The organism is Vibrio hannami, from assembly GCF_029589055.1.
Classification (GTDB): domain Bacteria; phylum Pseudomonadota; class Gammaproteobacteria; order Enterobacterales; family Vibrionaceae; genus Vibrio; species Vibrio hannami.
The window spans coordinates 1,182,619-1,201,825 of record NZ_JARQZP010000007.1; the positions used below are offsets into that span (position 1 = coordinate 1,182,619).

Annotated in this window: 18 protein-coding genes and 4 pseudogenes; 7 read left to right on the forward strand and 15 right to left on the reverse strand. The window is 43.7% G+C overall.

Annotated elements, in window-relative coordinates; genetic code table 11:
• Positions 1 to 30: 30 nt before the first annotated feature.
• The 3 genes from P7F88_RS19845 (at position 31) to P7F88_RS19855 (ending at position 3,500) form a co-directional block, all read left to right on the forward strand.
• Positions 31 to 1,914: a DUF294 nucleotidyltransferase-like domain-containing protein gene (locus P7F88_RS19845; RefSeq protein ID WP_277827593.1), complete on the forward strand. Its 1,884-nt coding sequence runs from the start codon at positions 31 to 33 to the stop codon at positions 1,912 to 1,914.
• A gap of 2 nt (positions 1,915 to 1,916) precedes the next feature.
• Positions 1,917 to 2,636 carry a 3'-5' exonuclease gene (locus P7F88_RS19850; RefSeq protein ID WP_277827595.1) on the forward strand — a complete coding sequence of 240 codons (720 nt, stop codon included), beginning with the start codon at positions 1,917 to 1,919 and terminating at the stop codon, positions 2,634 to 2,636.
• Between the two features lie 120 nt (positions 2,637 to 2,756).
• Positions 2,757 to 3,500: a dienelactone hydrolase family protein gene (locus tag P7F88_RS19855; RefSeq protein WP_277827597.1), complete on the forward strand. Its 744-nt coding sequence runs from the start codon at positions 2,757 to 2,759 to the stop codon at positions 3,498 to 3,500.
• A gap of 70 nt (positions 3,501 to 3,570) precedes the next feature.
• Here P7F88_RS19855 and P7F88_RS19860 read toward each other — a convergent pair.
• From P7F88_RS19860 to P7F88_RS19885, 6 genes and pseudogenes are all read right to left on the reverse strand, one after another.
• Positions 3,571 to 5,153 (reverse strand): annotated as a pseudogene (locus P7F88_RS19860) (BCCT family transporter).
• A 110-nt stretch (positions 5,154 to 5,263) separates the two neighbouring features.
• A pseudogene (locus tag P7F88_RS19865) lies at positions 5,264 to 5,901 on the reverse strand (response regulator).
• Positions 5,886 to 7,263 (reverse strand): annotated as a pseudogene (locus P7F88_RS19870) (cache domain-containing protein). Before P7F88_RS19870 ends, P7F88_RS19865 begins: the two co-directional pseudogenes overlap by 16 nt.
• Positions 7,264 to 7,359: 96 nt before the next feature.
• A complete protein-coding gene (locus P7F88_RS19875) occupies positions 7,360 to 8,643 on the reverse strand; it encodes a TRAP transporter large permease (RefSeq protein ID WP_277827599.1) in 1,284 nt (427 codons plus the stop codon).
• A complete protein-coding gene (locus P7F88_RS19880) occupies positions 8,640 to 9,191 on the reverse strand; it encodes a TRAP transporter small permease subunit (protein ID WP_277827601.1) in 552 nt (183 codons plus the stop codon). The genes P7F88_RS19875 and P7F88_RS19880 overlap by 4 nt, the downstream gene beginning before the upstream one ends.
• 130 nt (positions 9,192 to 9,321) lie before the next feature.
• Positions 9,322 to 10,419 (reverse strand): TRAP transporter substrate-binding protein, encoded by a 1,098-nt coding sequence (locus P7F88_RS19885; protein ID WP_277827603.1) that lies wholly within the window; start codon positions 10,417 to 10,419, stop codon positions 9,322 to 9,324.
• Positions 10,420 to 10,845: 426 nt separating this feature from the next.
• Here P7F88_RS19885 and P7F88_RS19890 point away from each other — a divergent pair, with 426 nt between their 5' ends.
• A complete protein-coding gene (locus P7F88_RS19890) occupies positions 10,846 to 11,817 on the forward strand; it encodes a hypothetical protein (RefSeq protein WP_277827604.1) in 972 nt (323 codons plus the stop codon).
• Positions 11,818 to 11,859: 42 nt separating this feature from the next.
• Here P7F88_RS19890 and P7F88_RS19895 read toward each other — a convergent pair whose 3' ends face one another.
• Complete coding sequence (locus P7F88_RS19895; RefSeq protein ID WP_277827606.1) at positions 11,860 to 12,252, reverse strand: GNAT family N-acetyltransferase; 393 nt, start codon at positions 12,250 to 12,252, stop codon at positions 11,860 to 11,862.
• A gap of 280 nt (positions 12,253 to 12,532) precedes the next feature.
• Between P7F88_RS19895 and P7F88_RS19900 the strand changes: the two genes are divergently transcribed.
• The 3 genes from P7F88_RS19900 to P7F88_RS26505 are packed head-to-tail and all read left to right on the forward strand — an operon-like array spanning position 12,533 to position 13,438.
• The gene (locus tag P7F88_RS19900) at positions 12,533 to 12,730 is read left to right on the forward strand and encodes a hypothetical protein (protein ID WP_277827608.1); all 198 of its coding nucleotides are present in this window, start codon (positions 12,533 to 12,535) and stop codon (positions 12,728 to 12,730) included.
• Entirely contained in the window at positions 12,687 to 13,193 is a 507-nt protein-coding gene (locus P7F88_RS19905; protein ID WP_277827610.1) for a DMT family transporter, read from the forward strand. Before P7F88_RS19900 ends, P7F88_RS19905 begins: the two co-directional genes overlap by 44 nt.
• Positions 13,121 to 13,438 carry a DMT family transporter gene (locus P7F88_RS26505; RefSeq protein ID WP_422128288.1) on the forward strand — a complete coding sequence of 106 codons (318 nt, stop codon included), beginning with the start codon at positions 13,121 to 13,123 and terminating at the stop codon, positions 13,436 to 13,438. The genes P7F88_RS19905 and P7F88_RS26505 overlap by 73 nt, the downstream gene beginning before the upstream one ends.
• Positions 13,439 to 13,515: 77 nt before the next feature.
• On the opposite strand, the gene P7F88_RS19910 is transcribed toward P7F88_RS26505, so the two are convergent.
• The 8 genes and pseudogenes from P7F88_RS19910 to P7F88_RS19945 all read right to left on the reverse strand — a co-directional run bounded on the left by P7F88_RS19910 (position 13,516) and on the right by P7F88_RS19945 (position 19,207).
• Positions 13,516 to 13,896, reverse strand: coding sequence for a MarR family transcriptional regulator (locus P7F88_RS19910; protein WP_277827612.1), 381 nt, complete (start codon positions 13,894 to 13,896; stop codon positions 13,516 to 13,518).
• Between the two features lie 214 nt (positions 13,897 to 14,110).
• Entirely contained in the window at positions 14,111 to 14,764 is a 654-nt protein-coding gene (locus P7F88_RS19915) for an MBL fold metallo-hydrolase (protein WP_277827614.1), read from the reverse strand.
• Between the two features lie 79 nt (positions 14,765 to 14,843).
• Entirely contained in the window at positions 14,844 to 15,380 is a 537-nt protein-coding gene (gene mepK, locus P7F88_RS19920; protein WP_277827616.1) for a peptidoglycan L,D-endopeptidase MepK, read from the reverse strand.
• Positions 15,381 to 15,462: 82 nt separating this feature from the next.
• On the reverse strand, positions 15,463 to 15,879 hold the full coding sequence (locus P7F88_RS19925) for a L,D-transpeptidase family protein (protein WP_277829236.1): 417 nt from the start codon (positions 15,877 to 15,879) through the stop codon (positions 15,463 to 15,465).
• Positions 15,880 to 15,917: 38 nt separating this feature from the next.
• A complete protein-coding gene (locus P7F88_RS19930; RefSeq protein ID WP_277827618.1) occupies positions 15,918 to 16,541 on the reverse strand; it encodes a L,D-transpeptidase family protein in 624 nt (207 codons plus the stop codon).
• Positions 16,499 to 17,026 (reverse strand): L,D-transpeptidase scaffold domain-containing protein, encoded by a 528-nt coding sequence (locus P7F88_RS19935; RefSeq protein WP_277827620.1) that lies wholly within the window; start codon positions 17,024 to 17,026, stop codon positions 16,499 to 16,501. The genes P7F88_RS19930 and P7F88_RS19935 overlap by 43 nt, the downstream gene beginning before the upstream one ends.
• Positions 17,027 to 17,104: 78 nt before the next feature.
• A pseudogene (locus P7F88_RS19940) lies at positions 17,105 to 18,189 on the reverse strand (DUF1513 domain-containing protein).
• Positions 18,170 to 19,207, reverse strand: coding sequence for an imelysin family protein (locus tag P7F88_RS19945; RefSeq protein WP_338405580.1), 1,038 nt, complete (start codon positions 19,205 to 19,207; stop codon positions 18,170 to 18,172). The pseudogene P7F88_RS19940 and the gene P7F88_RS19945 overlap by 20 nt, the downstream one beginning before the upstream one ends.

Below are 19,207 nucleotides of genomic sequence, written 5' to 3' on the forward strand. Positions count from 1 at the left end.
ACCCCTACGCTTTAACATACGGTAAGAACTATGGACGCGGAACTCACCGAGATTCAAACTTTCATAACGCAATTTGCACCTTTTACAGATCTTCCTGAAGAAACCTTGGAAGAGATCACTCGAAACATAGAAATATCCTACTATCGGGCAGACACGCCAATCATCCATTTTGGCGATCACATCCACGACCTTTATATGGTCAGAAGTGGCGTTGTAGAAATTTATCGACGAAGTGGTGAGTTATATAACCGGCTTGATGAAGGTGACATATTCGGGCAAATGGGTTTGATGACCAATAACAAAGTCCGCTTCCCTGCAAAAGCAACCGAAGACACCCTACTCTACTGTATTCCAGAAACCATCTTTCATGATTTATACGACAACTTCGATAATTTTGCGGATTTTGTAGAGGTAGAAAACACCGCTCGACTAAGACAAGCGGTATCCATGAATAACGATGCCAATGACCTCACTACGTCTAAAGTAACCACCCTGATCACCAGGCCGCCATGCCATATCCCAAAAAACGAGTCTATCCAAAACGCCGCAAAAATGATGGCTGAAGAGGCAGTATCCTCTCTTCTTATTTACGATCCAGAGATCGAGCCAGAAGACGACGACAGTCAGTTAGTGGGCATTGTTACCGACCGCGATCTCTGCACTCGAGTCCTTGCAGAAGGTCTGGATCCACAAGAACATGTTTCCGAAGTGATGACTGTTGAAGTTATTCCTTTAGATCACAACGCCTACGTATACGAGGCAATGCTAACCATGTTGCGCTATAACGTACATCACCTACCAATCATGAAAAACAAGGTCCCTATCGGGGTACTTGAATCTGCTGATATCGTACGATATGAATCGCAAAACTCGTTATTGCTTGTGAATACGATATTCCTGCAGACCTCTATCGAAGAGTTAAAAGCCGTGTCAGAACAAGTTCAGAATAGCTTTGTTCGGCTTATCAACGAAGATGCTAACTCGCATATGGTCGGTAGTGCTATGTCGGTAATTGGAAGAAGTTTTAAACAACGAATTATTGAGTTGGCAGAGGAAGAGCTTGGAGCGCCACCTGTCCCATATTGTTTCCTGGCGCTTGGCTCTATGGCTCGTGACGAACAGCTATTGGTTACCGATCAAGATAACGCCATTATTCTTGACGACAGCTTTGATAAAGAGAAACACGATCAATACTTTGCAAAATTGTCTAAGTTTGTCTGCGATGGATTAAATGAATGCGGGTACAACTATTGTACAGGCGACATTATGGCGACAAACCCGATCTGGCGTATGACACGTAGAGAGTGGGAAGCCTGTTTCTCTGACTGGATTGATGACCCTAATCCAAAAGCTTTGCTGAATAGCTCGATCTTTTTCGACCTGGACGGTGTTTATGGCCGTTTAAAATGGGCCGAGCAACTTAATAGTTTTATCGTTCGCCGTGCCCGAAAAAATAACCGCTTCCTTGCGTGCCTGGCACGTAATGCACTAAATAGAACGCCACCGCTTGGATTCTTTAAGAGCTTTGTAATGGAGAAGGATGGTCAGCATAAGAACTCCATCAACCTGAAAAGGCGCGGAACCGCACCACTAGCAGATCTAATTCGAGTGCACGCGTTAGCTGTTGGCTCACGCTCCCAAAATTCATTCGAACGTCTGGATGATATTGAAGAAGCTGGCATTCTTCCAAAAGGTCGCGCTCAGGATTTGCGAGACGCGATGGAATTTATCTCCATGGTACGAATCCGTCATCAGGGAATAGATGTAGAAAACGGTATAGAGCCAGACAACAATATAGAACCGGACAATATCTCTGATTTTGAAAGACGCAACCTAAAAGATGCCTTTCAGATACTAAGTAACGCGCAGAACTTTCTGAAATTCCGTTATCAGGCAAGCAATAAGTTTAGTTAATCATGATAAAGCTATTCAACAAAAAATCGGCTATCAGCTGGCCGAACTATTTCAGCAAAGCGTTAGAGCAAGCCAGTGACGATCGCCTAATCCGTTTTTATCAGCAAGGTGTAATATCACCTGAAACACCACTTTCCGAAGTGGAGTTTGTTGCTTTGGATTTCGAAACTACAGGCCTTGATCCGCAAAAAGAAGATATCGTGAGTATTGGACTTGTCCCCTTTACTCTTAGCAGAATCTTTCTTCGACAAAAGAAACACTGGATCGTTAATCCAAACCGACCTCTGGAAGAAAACTCTGTCGTGATACACGGTATTACACACAGCGATATTGTAGACGCACCTGACCTTACGCGAGTACTGGAAGAAGTGCTTGAAGCACTAGCAGGAAAGATAGTTGTTGTTCATTACAAGAAAATTGAACGATATTTTCTGGATAAGGCTCTTAAAGACCGTATCGGCGAAGGCATTTTATTTCCTTTGGTCGATACACTAGAGATTGAAACCGCCATTCAGCACAAACAGGTAAAAGGCATCATCAATCAATTAAAAGGCAAAAAGCCCGAATCTGTTCGTCTTGGTAGTAGCAGAAAACGTTATGGTTTGCCAGCCTACCCTCCTCACCACGCGTTAACCGATGCAATCGCTACCGCAGAACTGCTTCAGGCACAAGTTGCACACCACTACTCGCCAGATATACCAATCAAAGAACTGTGGGGTTAGGTGAACTCTTTTATCGATTAAGCTGATAGAAAAATTTCATGATCTAATTTCATTACTTTCCGTATAAATGTATTACTATTTTAGAGCAGTCGTTCAAAATTGGATATTTAAGGAAGAATTATGAAAAAGAAGCTCATGGGATTAGCACTAGCAACGATGTTCACTAGTGCTACCTCTATTGCCGGCGAAAACATCACTTATCAAGTCAACGGAGAAGCTTACGAGGGGTACTGGTCAAAAGCAAAGGATAATGCTCCGTTAGTCCTCCTTGTTCATGATTGGGATGGGTTAACTGAATACGAAGAAAAGCGCGCCAAGATGCTCAATGACTTGGGTTATAACGTGTTTGCAGTAGACCTTTTTGGTAAAGGTATAAGACCAACCAAGAATGAAGATAAGCGTCAGCATACTGGCGAGCTGTATAAAGATCGACAGAAGCTTCAGGCGTTAATGAATGGTGGATTAGCACAAGCAGGGAAACTTGGTGGTGATTTAGATAACACCGTAGTGATGGGATACTGTTTTGGCGGAGCGGCAGTACTTGAGTCTGCTCGTGCAGGTATGGATGCTCAAGGCTTTGTATCATTTCATGGTGGTCTTAAGACTCCTGAAGGGCAAAGTCATGCAAATACCAAAGCACCAGTACTTATTCTTCATGGCACAGCAGATACCGCGATATCGATGGCTGACTTCGCACAACTTGCTGTAGAGTTGGAAGAAAACAAAGTGCCTCATGAAATGATCACATACAGCGGTGCTCCACACGCATTTACCGTGTTTGGTTCACCAAGATATAGAGAAGATGCGGATAAAAAATCCTGGGCTGCGTTTACCGAGTTTCTAGAGGTTAAAACGCAAATGTGACCGAGTGAAAGTAAAAAGCAGCTTAAAGAACTAAGCTGCTTTTTTGACTTATCTGTGCGAAACGTTGTCGTTATCGATATTCGCTTCTTGGTTCAGTACTAAGCCCCATCGTCAAGCTTATACACATGAGTATAAGCACCACAGTAAACGGCAATGCGGTTGCTATAACACCTGCCTGAAGTGCCTGCAGGGCTTCGGCACCACCGATATATAGAAGAACCGCTGCGATAGCACCTTCGATTACCGCCCAGAACACACGTTGCGGGACCGGATTATCCACTTTACCACCAGCGGTAATGCTGTCGATGACAAGTGAACCAGAATCGGAAGACGTAACGAAGAACACCATAATAAGTACCATCGACAAAATAGAAATCACGGTACTCATCGGAAGCGAATCATACAGATGGAACAGCGCCAGGCTTACATCACTCAAACCATGTGCTCCTAACTCACCAATCTTGTTGAACACCTGATCGATTGCGACACCACCAAATGTACCCATCCATACTAGCGTTACCAATGTAGGAACAATGATTACCGCGATAATAAACTCCCGGATAGTACGCCCTTTAGAAACGCGTGCGATAAACATTCCCACAAATGGTGACCATGAAATCCACCATGCCCAGTAGAATACCGTCCATCCATGCATCCAAAGCTCATCTTCACGACCGTATGGATTGCTAAGCGGAATAAAGTTTTCGATATAGCCCATCGCGGTAAGCATCATATACTGAGGGCTGGTATCGATAGTTACAAAGATAACAAACAAGAGTAGTGCAGCAGCAACGATGATGTTGATGTTACTGATAAGCTTAACGCCACCCTCAAGCCCCCGATACACGGAGAATGTAGCTAAAGCGGTTACAAAAACGATGATGATCATTTGTGTCATCAGGCCGCCATCGGTACCGAACACATAATTAATGCCCGATGTGATTTGCTGTGCACCTAACCCGAGTGAAGGCGCTAAGCCAAAAATTGTAGCCAGCACAGCCAGAATATCGATCACATGTCCAAACCACCCCCATGCCCTATCACCAAGAATTGGATAGAAAATTGAACGGATAGAAAGCGGTAGGCCCTTGTTATAAGCAAAAAACGCTAATGATAGCGCGACAACGGCATACATTGCCCATGCATTAAAACCCCAGTGGTATAGCGTTGCGCCCAATGCTACTTTGATCGCTTCTTCTGAATAAGCTTCTACTCCCAGTGGTGTTTCATACCATCCGGTAAAGTATGCCATTGGTTCCGCAACCCCCAAAACAGAAGGCCGATACCCATACCGGCAGCAAATAGCATCGCCATCCAGGAAAGGTTAGAGAAATCAGGCTTTGCCTCTGCCCCACCAATGCGGATTTTGCCGAAAGGTGACACAACTAGCGCAATACAGAAGAATAAGAAGAGGTTGCCAGACCACATAAACAGATCATCAAACTGATTGATGATGCTCCATTTAATACTGTCTAACGCTGATTTGGCCGTGTTTGCGTCCATAACGACTAACACCGCAATAAGAAGAACCATGATACCGGCACTTAAGCCAAATACTGGGTTGTGGACATCGAAGCCCCACTTTTGCACATTATCTTGTCCAACCGTGTAGTCGGTACTATCGATACTGTACTTATCGATCCCTTTAGTCAAAATACACACCTTGTGTTGGTTCCAGCGATACAAAAAAGAGAACTTTCGTTCTCTTTGCTGGATTTAAATTTACAGAACAGTGACCATGTTAACACTTTTAAGCCGTATTATCACTCCATCATGCCCTGTTCAATCGCGTACCTTGCTAATTCCGCAGTGGAATGAAGGTCAAGTTTGTGTTTTATATTCTGTCGATGGGTTTCTACAGTCCGATAGCTGATATCCAGAATATTAGCGATTTTTTTACTGCTGCTACCCTGTGCAACTAACTTCAATATCGCTTCTTCCCGACGACTTAGTGGGTTACGTTTCTGGGCTACAGGAACGACTTGTTCAGTGAACAAGGTTTGCGTAGTCGTTTCACAGAAGTAGGTAGAGCCATGGTTAACTGTTTTGATTGCTTGAACCATCTTCTCGGCGGTAATTTCTTTCAGCATGTAACCAACCGCTCCAGCCTGCATCACCTGCATAATGTACTCGCGATTGTCATGCATGGTTAACATCAACACCTTTACATCAGGTAACTCTTCTTTAAGCAATTTTGTTGCGTCGATACCATTCATAATGGGCATACTGATATCCATCAAAACGACATCAGGTTGGTGTTGCTTGATAACATCGATGGCTTCAATCCATTCGATGCAGTCGCTACGACCTCAATCTCCGGTTCGAGCTGCAAGCGAGCAATAAACCCTTCCAATACCACTTGATGGTCATCAACAATGACAACGCTTATCGGTTTTTCCATAACATCTGTCCATCCAGGTTTAGCAGTACCGCTATTTCGGTACCATAATGTTGTTCACTAGTCAGCTCAAAGTCACCGCCAATAAACTCAACTCGTTCACGCATATTTCTCAGGCCAATGCCCTTTTTATTCGCTATATCGGTGTCGTTAAAGCCGACGCCATCATCCTGAATCATAAGCTGGAGCATGTTGCCCATCTCGCTTTAGTACCACTGTGACTTTGCTGGCATTAGCGTGTTTCTCTATATTAGTCAGAGATTCTTGCGTAACTCTGTACAGAGTCGTTGCTGCTTCTGATTTCAGTTTTCCAGGTTCAGTATCTAAAATGGCATCGATCTCAAAATTGGCATGTAGCCTGAAATCATTGATCAACGTCGTTAATGCCGCTTCAAGGCCAATATCATCCAACGCACTCGGTCTTAGGTTATGAGAAATATGCCGGACTTCATTTATCGCAGTGATCATGGATTGCTCCGATTTCTCAATATGTTCGTAAAGTTCGTCTGAGCAATTTCTGTCTTTTAACTTCCTTGCCAACAGTTCAAGGTGACACTTACTCGATACCAATAGCTGGTTAATTCCATCGTGCAGTTCACGTGCAAGGTGTTTCTTCTCGTCCTCCTGAAACATCACGGTTTTATGCGCCAGCTCTTTTAAGTTGTTATCCGCAATGCGGTGCTCATGGAGATTAACAGCCAAGGTCAAAACAATAATGACAGCAACGGTAACGGCGAGAATGGTCACAACGGAAAAGAAGGTTGTCTCTATATTGACGTTAACCAGACTTTGAATTTGTGATACTTCTTCCCGGATATCCTCGATGTAGATACCGGTTCCGATCATCCAGTCCCATTTATCCAGCCATTCGACATAGCTCAGTTTTAATACTGTTTCGTCGGTTGATGGCTTCTGCCAAAGATATTCATGAAAGCCCCCTCCTTTTTGCGCCTTATATAACAAAGCCTCTATCAGGAAATCTCCTTCTTCATCCTGAAGATCGATAAGGTTCTGTCCAGCCAAATCTGGCAGTATTGGGTGAACAAGGTTAGTGCCCGTTTGGTCATAAACAAAAAAATAACCATCTTCTCCGTACCTCAGCTCGTGGAGAATACGTTTTACCTGCTTTTGTGCCTCTGCATCGTTTTCACCTGCGTTCTGATAAACCGGTTTAATAGCACTCATAGCGATCCTGACACTATCTTGCAAAGCGGCTTCTCTGGATTTAATCAGGTTTTCGCGGAACACTTTTATTTCATTAGAACCAAGCTGTTGCGCCTGATAAATAGATATCCAGCCGATACTGGCGCTAACCATAATCAGTGGAATAAGAGTAAGAAGAATAAGCTTTAATTTAAGAGGCATAAGCTACCAACACAAAAAAGGGCGCCTTAACGACGCCCTAATATTAACAAGTTGATATCTTTATTGAAATCAAACTGTAACCATTCAAGACTTCGATCACATTCCGAAAAATCCCGGGAAGACCAAAAGTGTTGCCAGAACCGCTACCTGGATAGCAATAAACGGCATCACACCTCTATATATATCCCCTGTCGTGACACCTTTCGGTGCTACCCCTTTCAGGTAGAACAAACTAAATCCAAATGGCGGAGTCAGGAAGGAGGTCTGAAGGTTCATCGCTATCAGAATCGCAAACCAAACCATGTCGATTCCCATTAGTTCAGCAACCGGCGCGATAATCGGCACGATGATAAAACAGATTTCAACGAAGTCGATGAAGAACCCTAGAATCAATATCACCAACATCACAACGATCAGGAAGCCCCATTTTTCTCCAGGGATCTCTAACATCCACTCTTCAACAAGCAGATCACCACCAGTATAGGTAAACGCCATCGAGAATGCGGTTGCACCTAGCAAAATGGCAAATACCATTGCGGTCACTTTTACCGTCTCTTTCGCTGCGTCATAAACCATATGGAAACTGAAAGAGCGATATAGGAATGAAAGTACAATTGCACCAGCACCACCTAGCGCCGCTGATTCCGTTGGCGTTGCTACACCCGCAAAAATAGAACCAAGTACCACGATGATCAGTGCAAGCGGAGGAATTACAGCTTTAAGCGCTGTAATCACTTCCTCACTTCTGGAGATGGATTCATCACGTTCGATGGGTTGAGCCGCTTCCGGGTTAAGTTTGGCGTATATAAGAATATACAGGACATACGCGCCCACAAGAACGACACCAGGCCACACCGCCGCCTGGAAAAGATCCCCGACCGGTACACCAAGTACATCACCAAGAAGAATCAGAACAATAGAAGGTGGAATGATTTGCCCTAACGTACCTGAAGCACAGATTGTTCCGCAGGCTAATCCTTTGTTGTAGTTATACTTGAGCATCACAGGAAGCGAGATAAGACCCATCGCAACCACTGACGCGCCAACCACACCGGTAGACGCAGCTAACAAGGCACCAACTAATACGGTTGAAATCGCAATACCACCACGAACCGTACCAAATAAGCGCCCCATCGACTCAAGCAACTGCTCTGCCAATTTGGTTTTCTGAAGTACAAGCCCCATGAAAACAAACAGTGGTACAGCCATCAGTACGGTATTTTCCATGATGGATTGAATTCGGTACGGCATAAAGGCGAACATTTCCGGACCTTCCGCCCAGACGCCAAACAGCAATGCTATGCCACCAAAAGTAAATGCCACCGGAAAGCCAAGTAACAAGGCGAACAGGGCTACAAAAAACATTACAATTCCGATCATAGCTCGTTCCCCGGATGATTATCGATACCGTGCATAGAGTGTCTTGGGTTAACGATGTTGTTTATTGAATGAAGCAACATACCCAATCCACTAATTGCCATAAAAGTAAACGAGACTGGAATCATCGCTTTGATGATCCATCGATAAGGTAAGCCGCCTGGGTCACCAGAGGTTTCACCAAGCTCGAAGCTCTCTTTTGCGAAATCAATACCAAACCAGGCTACCAGTAAACAAAATGGGAACAGGAAAAAGAGAGTGCCTAGAATATCAATGACGGAACGCGCTTTAACTGAAAGGCGCTCGTAAAAAATATCAACACGGACATGCCCTGCAGAGCGAATCGCATAAGGAACGCCTAACAAAAATACCGCTGAAAAAAGGTGCCATTCCATTTCCTGAAAGGCGATAGATACATCATTAAAGGCGTAACGCATAACAACATCGTAAACAACGTTGGCAAGTAGCAGAATAAACAACATACTGGATAACCACCCAAGTACATCGCCAAATTTATTCAGCCCTCGTTCTAAGTAGATAAGGCTTCTCATTCCGAACTCCATGGAACTAAAAGTAAGATAATTATTTGAAAAGTTTCGATAACGATATCGAATAAGAACTCTAAATTTAATTGGCTGGACTATATAAGTCCAGCCTTATTATTTGTAATTTAGTGAATAGTTATTCCGCCACCTGACTGTTCAGATAAGCACGGTGTGAAATGTCCGTCCAGGAGCGTACCTGCTTAAGATAATTCGATTGAGATTCCTGAATTTCTTTGGTCAAAGGATCCTTTGCAGCGTGCTCTGCCAACAGTTTTGCATTGGCATCTTTCATCGCCTTCATTACTGCTGGTGGGAAGTCTTTCACCTCAACATTTGGATATTCAGTTTTGATAGATACCCAGTTCTTACCACTTTCATGCGTTGCTTGAGTGTACATATCATAAGCAGCTGTTCTCATCGCTATGCGTAGAATTTCTTGCAAGTCTTCTGGTAGGCGATTCCAGGTGCGCTTGTTTACCAGGAATTGAAGCTCTGATCCCGGCTCATGCCAGCCAGTGTAGTAATATGGTGCAATCTTGTGGAAGCCCATGCGCAAATCAAGAGAAGGGCCAACCCACTCTAACGCGTCAATCGTACCACGCTCCAGTGCAGTATATAGCTCTCCCGGTGCAATATTGGTAGGTTTTGCGCCAAGCTCAGCCAATACTTCACCAGCGAATCCTGGTATACGCATCTTCAGGCCCTTCAGATCATCAACTGTATTGATCTCTTTTTGAAACCAACCACCCATCTGGATATCCGTGTTACCACCAGGGAAAGAAAGCAAGTTATGAGGAGAATACACCTTCTCCATCAATTCCATTCCTCCACCGTGATAGAACCAGGCATACTGCTCTGACGGTGTCATGCCAAAAGGCATAGAGGTGAAATAAAGCGTGTTAGGCACCTTACCCTTCCAGTAATAAGAACCTGAATGGCCCATATCGTACTGACCAGATTTCACCATATCAAATACACCTAACGGCGCTTTGTGTTTATTCGCTGAGTCAATACGGATCTGAAGGCGTCCGTTAGACATTTTTTCAGCCATTGCTGCCATGTTCTTTGTAGCATCACCAAAAACTGGAAAGTTTGGTCCCCAGGTTTCGGCTAACTTCAGGCGATATACTTTATCTGCCGCCGAAACTGATGTAGCGACTAACGCTGAACACGCTAATGCCGCTACCGCCGTTCCGGATAGTACTCGTTTCACTGTTTTCGAAATTAGGCTCATTATTTTACGTCCTTTGTTATAGGGTTCCTTACGAGGCGTTATAACAATGGACGATTTGAGTCGAGAAAAGTATCGGCATGAACACTGAGTACTAATTCTAATCTCACATTACGCACGACTTTAGTATTAAGTATTAATACGTAGGTTATTTACAATGTTTATACTTAACACATTGTTTTAAAACCATTTATGAATTTAACCATACAATTTACATCTGATTTCTACGTAGTTACTTGCACTACAAATTCACCACCAACTTATTAACACACTGTGATTCAAGCAGACATAATTGAATCCTCTACACCAGTTCTAAACCAATCGCTACATACCACCTGATATTCTTCTCATCAATTTGATACAGGCTGTATTAGTAAGCCTGTAAATATTTCATGTACGAAACAAATCCTTGCAGAGATGAGAAACAATATGGACAAGAAACAAATACTTTCTAGCGCAATTGCGTTGCCAATTCTGATGTCCCAAATAGGTATTACTCTGGCAGCAGCACCGTGGATGAATGCCGAGAATATCACCCAGGCCTTTATGGACATTGAAGATGCTAACGGCGACGGCAAGGTCACCCGAGACGAGTTTAAAGGTCCGGATCAAGACTTCAACATGTTCGACAAAAACGGCGACGGTGTGATTGTTCTGGCAGAAGCGCCAACCAAAGAGAGCATGCGTGGTCCGGGAATGGGGCCTAAACCTAGCATAGACCCAAGCATAAAGACGATGGATAAAGTGACCATCAATGGCGTTGAATTTAAGTTCGACACCAAATACGCCTTCTTTGGCTGGAATGAGTTACCAAAAGATTTAAAACTTGAGAAACAGGAAGTTAAAACCTTTACGTTTCCAGATGGTAACACTCACTATTATCAGGTGGTATATATGCCAGATGGTAACCTGAACTGGTTCCAGGCAGCATATCTGGCCGACAACGCTGGTGGCTACCTGGCTTCCATCACCTCTGAAGAAGAGAACAGCTTCATTTTTGAGATGGTGAACAACATGAAGTACTTCTGGAAATTCCCGGCCTACGTCGAGGGGAAAAGCCAACGTAACCACTATGAAATCACCATCGGGCCATTCCTGGGTGGTTACCAACCAGAAGGTTCAGAAGAGCCAGCAGGTGGTTGGAGTTGGCTAAGTGGCGAGAAGTGGGTCTACAGCAACTGGGCAGTTAACCTTGATGATGGTGTAGTCGATAAAGATCCACGTCCGAATGACCAGCCAAACGACTCGGGAAGCGGTCAACGTATTATGGGCTTTGGCGAAATGAACTTGCCCGTCCCAACCTGGGGCGACTATATGGATGCAGTTGGCACCTACGGTTATGACCGTCTTCCGGGTCGCACCTACGCATTCATAATGGAATTCGAGTCGATGCCAAAATAAGCGAATATCGAATTAGGAAATAGAGAATGGGTTGTTATATTGCTACCCATTCTCTATGACGGAGTTGCAGTTATGGTACTCAAGGTTATATTCAGCATCAGTCTCTCCAACCTTCTCAAAACCTAGTCGGTAGTATAAATTCTGCGCTGGATTTGTTTTTAATACCCCTAGAGCAACGCTCGCTCCGTTCTCCTTCGCTTTCGCTATTAGCTCGAGTAACAAACGACTTCCTATCTTTCTGCCTTGGAAATCTGAATGGATTTGAATCTGTACTACATACCACTGGTTTAGCTCTTCGAGATATTTAAACTTAAACAAGCCGGCAGAAACACCTCCTACCTCAACAATATGGGCGTAGTTAAAATCGAGCATTACCCGCTCATGAATTGCGTTAGGATCTGTAGGCCAACCTGCGTCTTTTAAGTAACTGATCATTGTCGTCAGCCTAAGACTCTGGAAGAAATTCAACATCAGACTGCGTTGCTTTTCTCAGAGAAATATCCATATCTTGCTCCTTTAATCCTTTATGCGTATATCTTCGAATACAGCAGTAAACCACAACAACCTAAAGATAAGAAGTTGAGTTTTGCTTCATGTATACAATTCATCAGCTGAATGAGTAAATTACACTACCTTCATATCTATTTCGGGATTACACTGCTCTGTATAGGAAATCAGGATATTCCTTATGAAAAGAGAGGTTAGAAGTTCTTAGATGAATCGCGCGTTATTAAAAGCCCACCTAGCGGTACTAACTGCCGTTGTTATCTGGGCGACTTCCTTTATTGCTTTAAAAGTAGCCATTGGTGAAGTTGCTCCAATGGTCGTGGTTTTTGCGAATGGGCGTTGGTTCATTGGCTTTTCTCGCGATGTGGCCATGGATTCGTCACGGTATAAACTATCAGACGGGTGACTGGAAGCTCCTGATAGGTATGACATTGTTCGAGCCCTGTTTGTATTTTGTTTTCGAAGCTCAGGCGATACGTTTCACCAGTGCTGGTCAGGCCGGAATGATTACGTCAATGCTACCTTTAATGGTGGCGGTTGCCGCTTATTTCCTTTTACAGGAACGTAATACACTACGTCAATGGGCGGGACTGTTTATTGCCGTGATAGGCGTGGTATGGATGACACTTAGTGGCACAGAAAGCGAGCAGGCACCTAATCCGGTGTTGGGTAATTTGCTGGAGTTTGGAGCTATGGTGATGGCCGTAGGTTACACACTACTAATCAAACATCTGATCCAACGTTATTCGGCTTTTGTCTTAACCGCGCTCCAAAGCTTTGTCGGTACGTTTTTCTTTTGCCGCTGGCACTGGCTTCAGGTTGGCCAGCCGAGATTTCCATCAACGCTATTGGCAGTATTATTTATTTAGGCTTAGTCGTCTCTTTGGGAGGATATGGGCTGTACAACTATTCTCTTTCCAATATTAAAGCGTCTACTTCTGCGGGTTATATTAATTTGATCCCCGCATTTACTTTAGTTTTCTCTATGCTATTGCTTGGTGAGCGGTTAGTTTCAACACAGTGGATAGCTATTGGGATTATCTTTTTTGGTGTTCTTTTAAGTCAGGATCGAACACCAAAACGTCCGAAAGAGAAAGAAGTAGCCACAGCCTAACTAGCCAATAAATAAAAAGCGTACATACCAACTTAAATGATATGTACGCTTTATGATTTTTCTCTACGCGGTTTTAATTACAGCGCTTTGTAGATAACCTTGTTGCCAGCTAGTTGCTGTTTTTCTACAAGATTTTCTTCTAATAATTTCTTAAGTGCGCCAGTTGCCCAGGATGCTGCTTTTGCATCTTCCTGACCGGCTTCAAGACCGATACCTTTAGGGTTGATACCTTCTGGGTTGTTAACCACGATATCCAATACTTGCTGCTGTTTTGGCGTTAGTGCGATATCGACAGTTTTTACCGCTTTTACAGCTGCTTCAGGAGTTTTCACAGCAACTTCTTCTACTTTGTTTGTCTCTTTTGCTGTTACTACAGGTGCTGCAAGCTTGTTACCTACAACCGCTTTAATACGTTTTTGCAGTTTCATCTGCACTTTACGTTTATGAGCCAGTCTCATCAAAATGTTCCTTTGTTCACTGCAAAAGGCAGTGGTAAAAAATCGAAAGGCGGTTTTATACCAAAAAAATAGGGTTATTAGTAGTGATTGAACAGTTAATAACCGTCAAATCACAAAAATTGCGGCCAGTTGAGCAATATATACGCAAACAAAAACCCATCACACCTGGATGGGCCATATCATCAAGAGATCGTTCGGTAGTCAAGGTTGCTCATTAGTAAAGAGGCATTTCATCGGCTACAAACGGATTGCTTACACGCTCACGGCCAAATGTAGAGGTAGGGCCATGTCCTGGGATAAACTCGACGTCATTACCTAGTGGCCATAGTTTTTGCTTGATTGAAGCGATAAGAGTATTGAAGTCACCTTTAGGAAAGTCTGTTCGGCCAATGCCGCCATTAAATAGTACATCACCTACAAATGCAGTTTTCGCTTCTTCGCTATAGAAAACGACATGTCCCGGAGTATGTCCTGGAGTGTGAATCACTTTTAAAGTCTGATGACCAAATGTGATTTCGTCGCCTTCATCTAGCCAACGGAAGGGTTCGAATGCACGAGTCAGAGGAAAGCCAAACATTTGACTCTGCCCTTCAAGGCCTTGTAGCCAGAAATTGTCGTCTTTATGCGGCCCCAAAATCTTAACACTTAACTCATCAGCCAGAGGCTCTGTTCCACCCACGTGATCGAGGTGACCGTGCGTAAGTAGCAGGCTTTCCACTTCGACTCCCAGCTCTTTAATAAGCATTGCAAGCTGTTTGACATCACCGCCTGGATCAATAACGACCCCCTTCATGGTTTCATCGCACCAGACAATAGAACAGTTCTGAGAAAAAGAGGTCACCGGGACGATTTGGTATTTAAGACTCATTTCAATAACTCGATAATTTTAATTTGAGCAAAACTATGACATTGCTCGGAGAACAATACAAGTTACGACGCAAAACTGGTTACCAGCTTCTTACTCTACCAGTATCAATATGAACAAAGTGCTTGTAGCGTCCAACACCACCCGCACTTAAGCTCAACGCCGCCTTCTGGATGTGTTTTAAATCCACACCTTCAAAATAGAAGTCCAGTGCTTTGCCCTGAGTATGAGTGCTTTTGCTTGCTACCTGTGTCGATTTTTCGCGTAGCATGGTGTTTGTTGCAGGCGAACGATACCCGGACACCAACTGAATTTCCTTATTAATACCCAACTTGTTCTGGATTGCATCAAGCTTTACCAGCAAGCGTCGGTCAATAGGCATCACTTCATTCTTGCGAAAATCCCTGAATATATGGTCTATGTCATTCAGAGCCTCCTCCACAAACTGTTTACCGTCAAAATAAACTGTGGTTAACTTTTCGCCAGTATGTAAGTTACTTAAAGAGATCTCTTTGGGTTCTGAGCTCTTATAGGGAGATGCGACGGATACGAGTGGTGATAAAGAAGCCAAAGCAACACTTCCTGTTGTTAGCTTTAAGAAGTGTCTTCTGCTTAGCATTAAGGAGCAACCTCGAAAACTTGTATGATAAATGATTTGAGAAAAAATCTACCGTACAAGTTCTAGTCAGTCAATAGTTCTATCATTTAGTTTTGGCCAGCGCCTTAACACCCGAATCGTAGTTATAAATATCCTTACGATAGTTGATATACCCCGACTGATACCATGCTGTTTGATACACAATTTTAACCGGAATAGGTTTTTTCATAGGAATCAATCTCTTCTCGTCAGATTGGACGTATTCAGCCGGATTTGAATCTATTCCCTGCGTTTTAAGCAGTACATCGGCAAACATATCCGCGTGTTGAACCCGGATACAACCGGAGCTAAATGCCCTACTCTCTCTATCAAAAAGATATTTGGTAGGTGTATCATGCAGATAAATCGCCTTCTTGTTAGGTGTATTAAACTTGTAGCGCCCTAATGCATTCCGAGAACCAGAGTCCTGTCGAAGTTGGTACGGGAAATACTTGTGAACAGAAACTTCATCCCAGTTAATGGAGCCCGGGTCTACCTCTTCGCCGAAATACCCATTTTTTAATACTTTGAAATGATTTTTTCCAGGTAACTAACGTCACGCTTCACTTTTGGCAAGATATCTTTGTATACCAGTTTCTTTGGTACATTCCAGGTTGGATTAATGATCATAGAATCAAGCCGAACATCAAGCAGAGGTGTTTTTCTGGATCTCTTACCGACAATCACTTTCGAACGGAAAACTGGCTTGCCATCATGCCAGTATGACATTCGGAAATTAGGGACATTCACTACAATCAATGAATCCCTCTCATTAGGCATCATTCTTGTTCGTTCAGAATTCAGGGCCAGAATTCTGATCCTTTCCTCCACGGGAAGGTTCAACCAATACAATGTATCAGCACCAATCACGCCGTCCGATTTCAAGCCATGCTGTTTCTGAAAAGTTTTAACCACCAGAGAAAGCTGAGCATCAAAAAGGTTGTTGCCGACATCAATGCTCTGCACCGGCAAACCCACTGCTGATAGTTTAGCAATTAAAGCCACTTTATCTTTCTCGGAAAGTTTATCGCCTTTTTTCTTAATCCCATGCTGAATATAGTTACCCTGAGATGAGTTCTGTTGGTAATTTTTTAACTGGCTTATAGCACGCAGATAAAACTCAAAGTTCGCAGGGGCATGCATGGATATGTAGTTTTTAACGCGCTGCTGCTAACGACATTACTAAGAAACGTCAGATCATTTTTCACAAAGCCCGTTAATGGCAGCTCTACCATCCCGTTGAAATACCAGTTATTACCCTGCTCTTGCGCAGATTTAGAATACGAAACATAACTTATCAGAGTATCGGTCGCGAGTAGGTCGTAGTCGAACATCATATGGCTCTCGCGATACTCTTTTAGTTTTTTATAGCGGAAAGAGAAATAAGGGCTGATCTCGGAATAATGCAAAAGCGAAAGTTGCTCTTCAAAACGCTGAGCAGCCTCAGGGTTATACCAGATAAGCTGGTAACCCTGAGCTTGATAAATGCTGGTTAGCTTTTGCTTATTCTGTAACGACACATCAAGAGGGCTATCGGGCGCAACCCAGCCCATCTCATAGAACTTTTCAAAAGCCAGAACATTAAATGAAATTATTATTGTTAGTAAAAACAGGCAACCTTTTTTCACACGCATACCCCGCCAACTGCATATACTCAAGTATGGCAAAGAATGGATTTCATAGTAATGACGGATAAGGAAATATTTTTAAATTGCCGACCAATGATTATCCCACTGAATGCCAGTGTTCATATTTTGTTCAATTTGTTCTGCATCACGAGCAATGACTTTTCCAGAACCAGAGCTAACGACAAATTGATCGTTAAGATCTACCACACCGGAAGCGTCAGGCAGAAAGTCCAACTCAATAAGCTCATTCCTGGACACCGACCAAATACCATAACAGTTCCCTCTTGGTGACGTGGCCAGAAGCGAATCCCCGATAACGGCAACACTTGCAATATAGTGATTAAAGCGAGCCCACTCTTCAGGCTCTGCGTTGAGCAGCTTGATCTGTTCACCTCTTCTATGAATACCGATGAGCGCTGGGTAGTCGTCAGGCTCTCCCTGTGCTGCTGCCCACACACCACAAACTCATTCCCTACAGATGAAAGGTGCCTGATACTCAACTTATGGTCTGCTAGTTTAACCTGCTCTATCACTTCTCCATCTTCACTGATGTAGCTTAAGCTTGGCTCCATAGTATCCAGATTTACCGGAACCCGGCCTTTCGTCCTGACACCGCCAACTCCAACAGCAAGCGTGTTGTCTGGCAGCACAATCAGTTCATGTGGTCCAGCACCAAATCCTGAAAACTCACTCACTCTTTTAAAGCCAGCATCGACATCATAAACCCCAATCAGGCCATTGCTGTTTGAGTCACCCTCTGTTGTATAAAGCAGAGTTCCATCATTTGAAAAAGCGCCGTGCCCATAAAAGTGACGCCCACCCTCAGACACCTTGATGGGTAGTGATTCTCCAGAATGGAAGTTAAATGGCTGAAAATAACTACCTGGCCTTCTGGCAAATGCTACCGCAATGCCCTTTGCCTTGTTTATGGCGATACCATGTCCACGCTCTGGCAGTGGTATCATTCGAATAGGAAAGCCCTTTTTCGTAGCGACTACAGCGGAACAACGGTTGTTACTCTTAATACTGCACCCTATCAAAGCAGGTTCTTGATCACCTGTTGATGCGAATACATTTGCTGGTAGCCCAAAAGTGGCAGATGTTCCCAATAATGCAGCTTTTAATAACTTTCGTCTGGTTAAATCAGTCACCATCGGTTGCATTGAACCCCACTACAACACCGAGAGCTATTGCAGCCTCTTCATGAATAAGGTAGTTCAGGTAGTCCAGCTTATTGTATTGCGCCAGTACTTCTCTATAATCCTCTTTGGTTTTAAGCATACTGAATAAGCTAGCTTGCTCAGGCCATGTGGCTTGCATGGTGGCAAATTGATTCTGAATACGATCGGCAATACTTGGATGCCCCTTCGCTCTTAATATCGAATCAAGCCCATGACCTTTTGCGTAATATGCGGCTTCAAGTGAATCGATGTTGAACTTTAGATTTGCCATGGAAATCTGTGAACGCCATGATTCAGAAAAATATGGCTTTGGCTTGCCTAGCTTGGCCATTGGCCTACTTAGCTTTTTCATGCTGTAATCAAGCTGGTTTGAAAGCAGTGCCAGATATTCCGAGTGCCATTGCTGTTCAGTGAGCTCCATCCAGGGATTTTCTTGCCACGCATTCTCGATAACTGATGCGTTGTGGCTTAAATTTTGGGTAATAGAAACACCTAGCTCGCATGCTTTCTCTATGTTGGAGACAATTGGAGAACCACTATCATACAACAGCCACTCAACTGCTCCGATACCCTGAACTGTCACGCTTTCTTTGGCTATAAGTTCTTTTGAGATATCTTCACTTCTGCTCACTAGCTGAGACATTTTTCTGCCTGTTGTGTTTTTCTTGTCGGGCCAGAACTGAATACTCCAGCTTTTCTCAAGGGCGGCGTCAGGGCCTCTTTCCTGACCCTGTAAATACATCCACGAGTGTGTCGCACTCTGCCAGCTCTGCTTGAGATCTTCCAGACTTAGATCGTTTTTGCAGAACGATTGAAAGTCGTACTCCAGTCTCACTGTTGCATTAGCAAACTTCTCTGCCGAGCTCTTTTGCACCTTAAATACGCCTTGCGACAGATGACTACCGCTGGTGTCTGCCGCAAAACTGCTAGACATAAAACTAACCGTTGCCATGCATAGGAACCCGACAAAATAACCTTGTACCTTAAAACTATTGCTCAT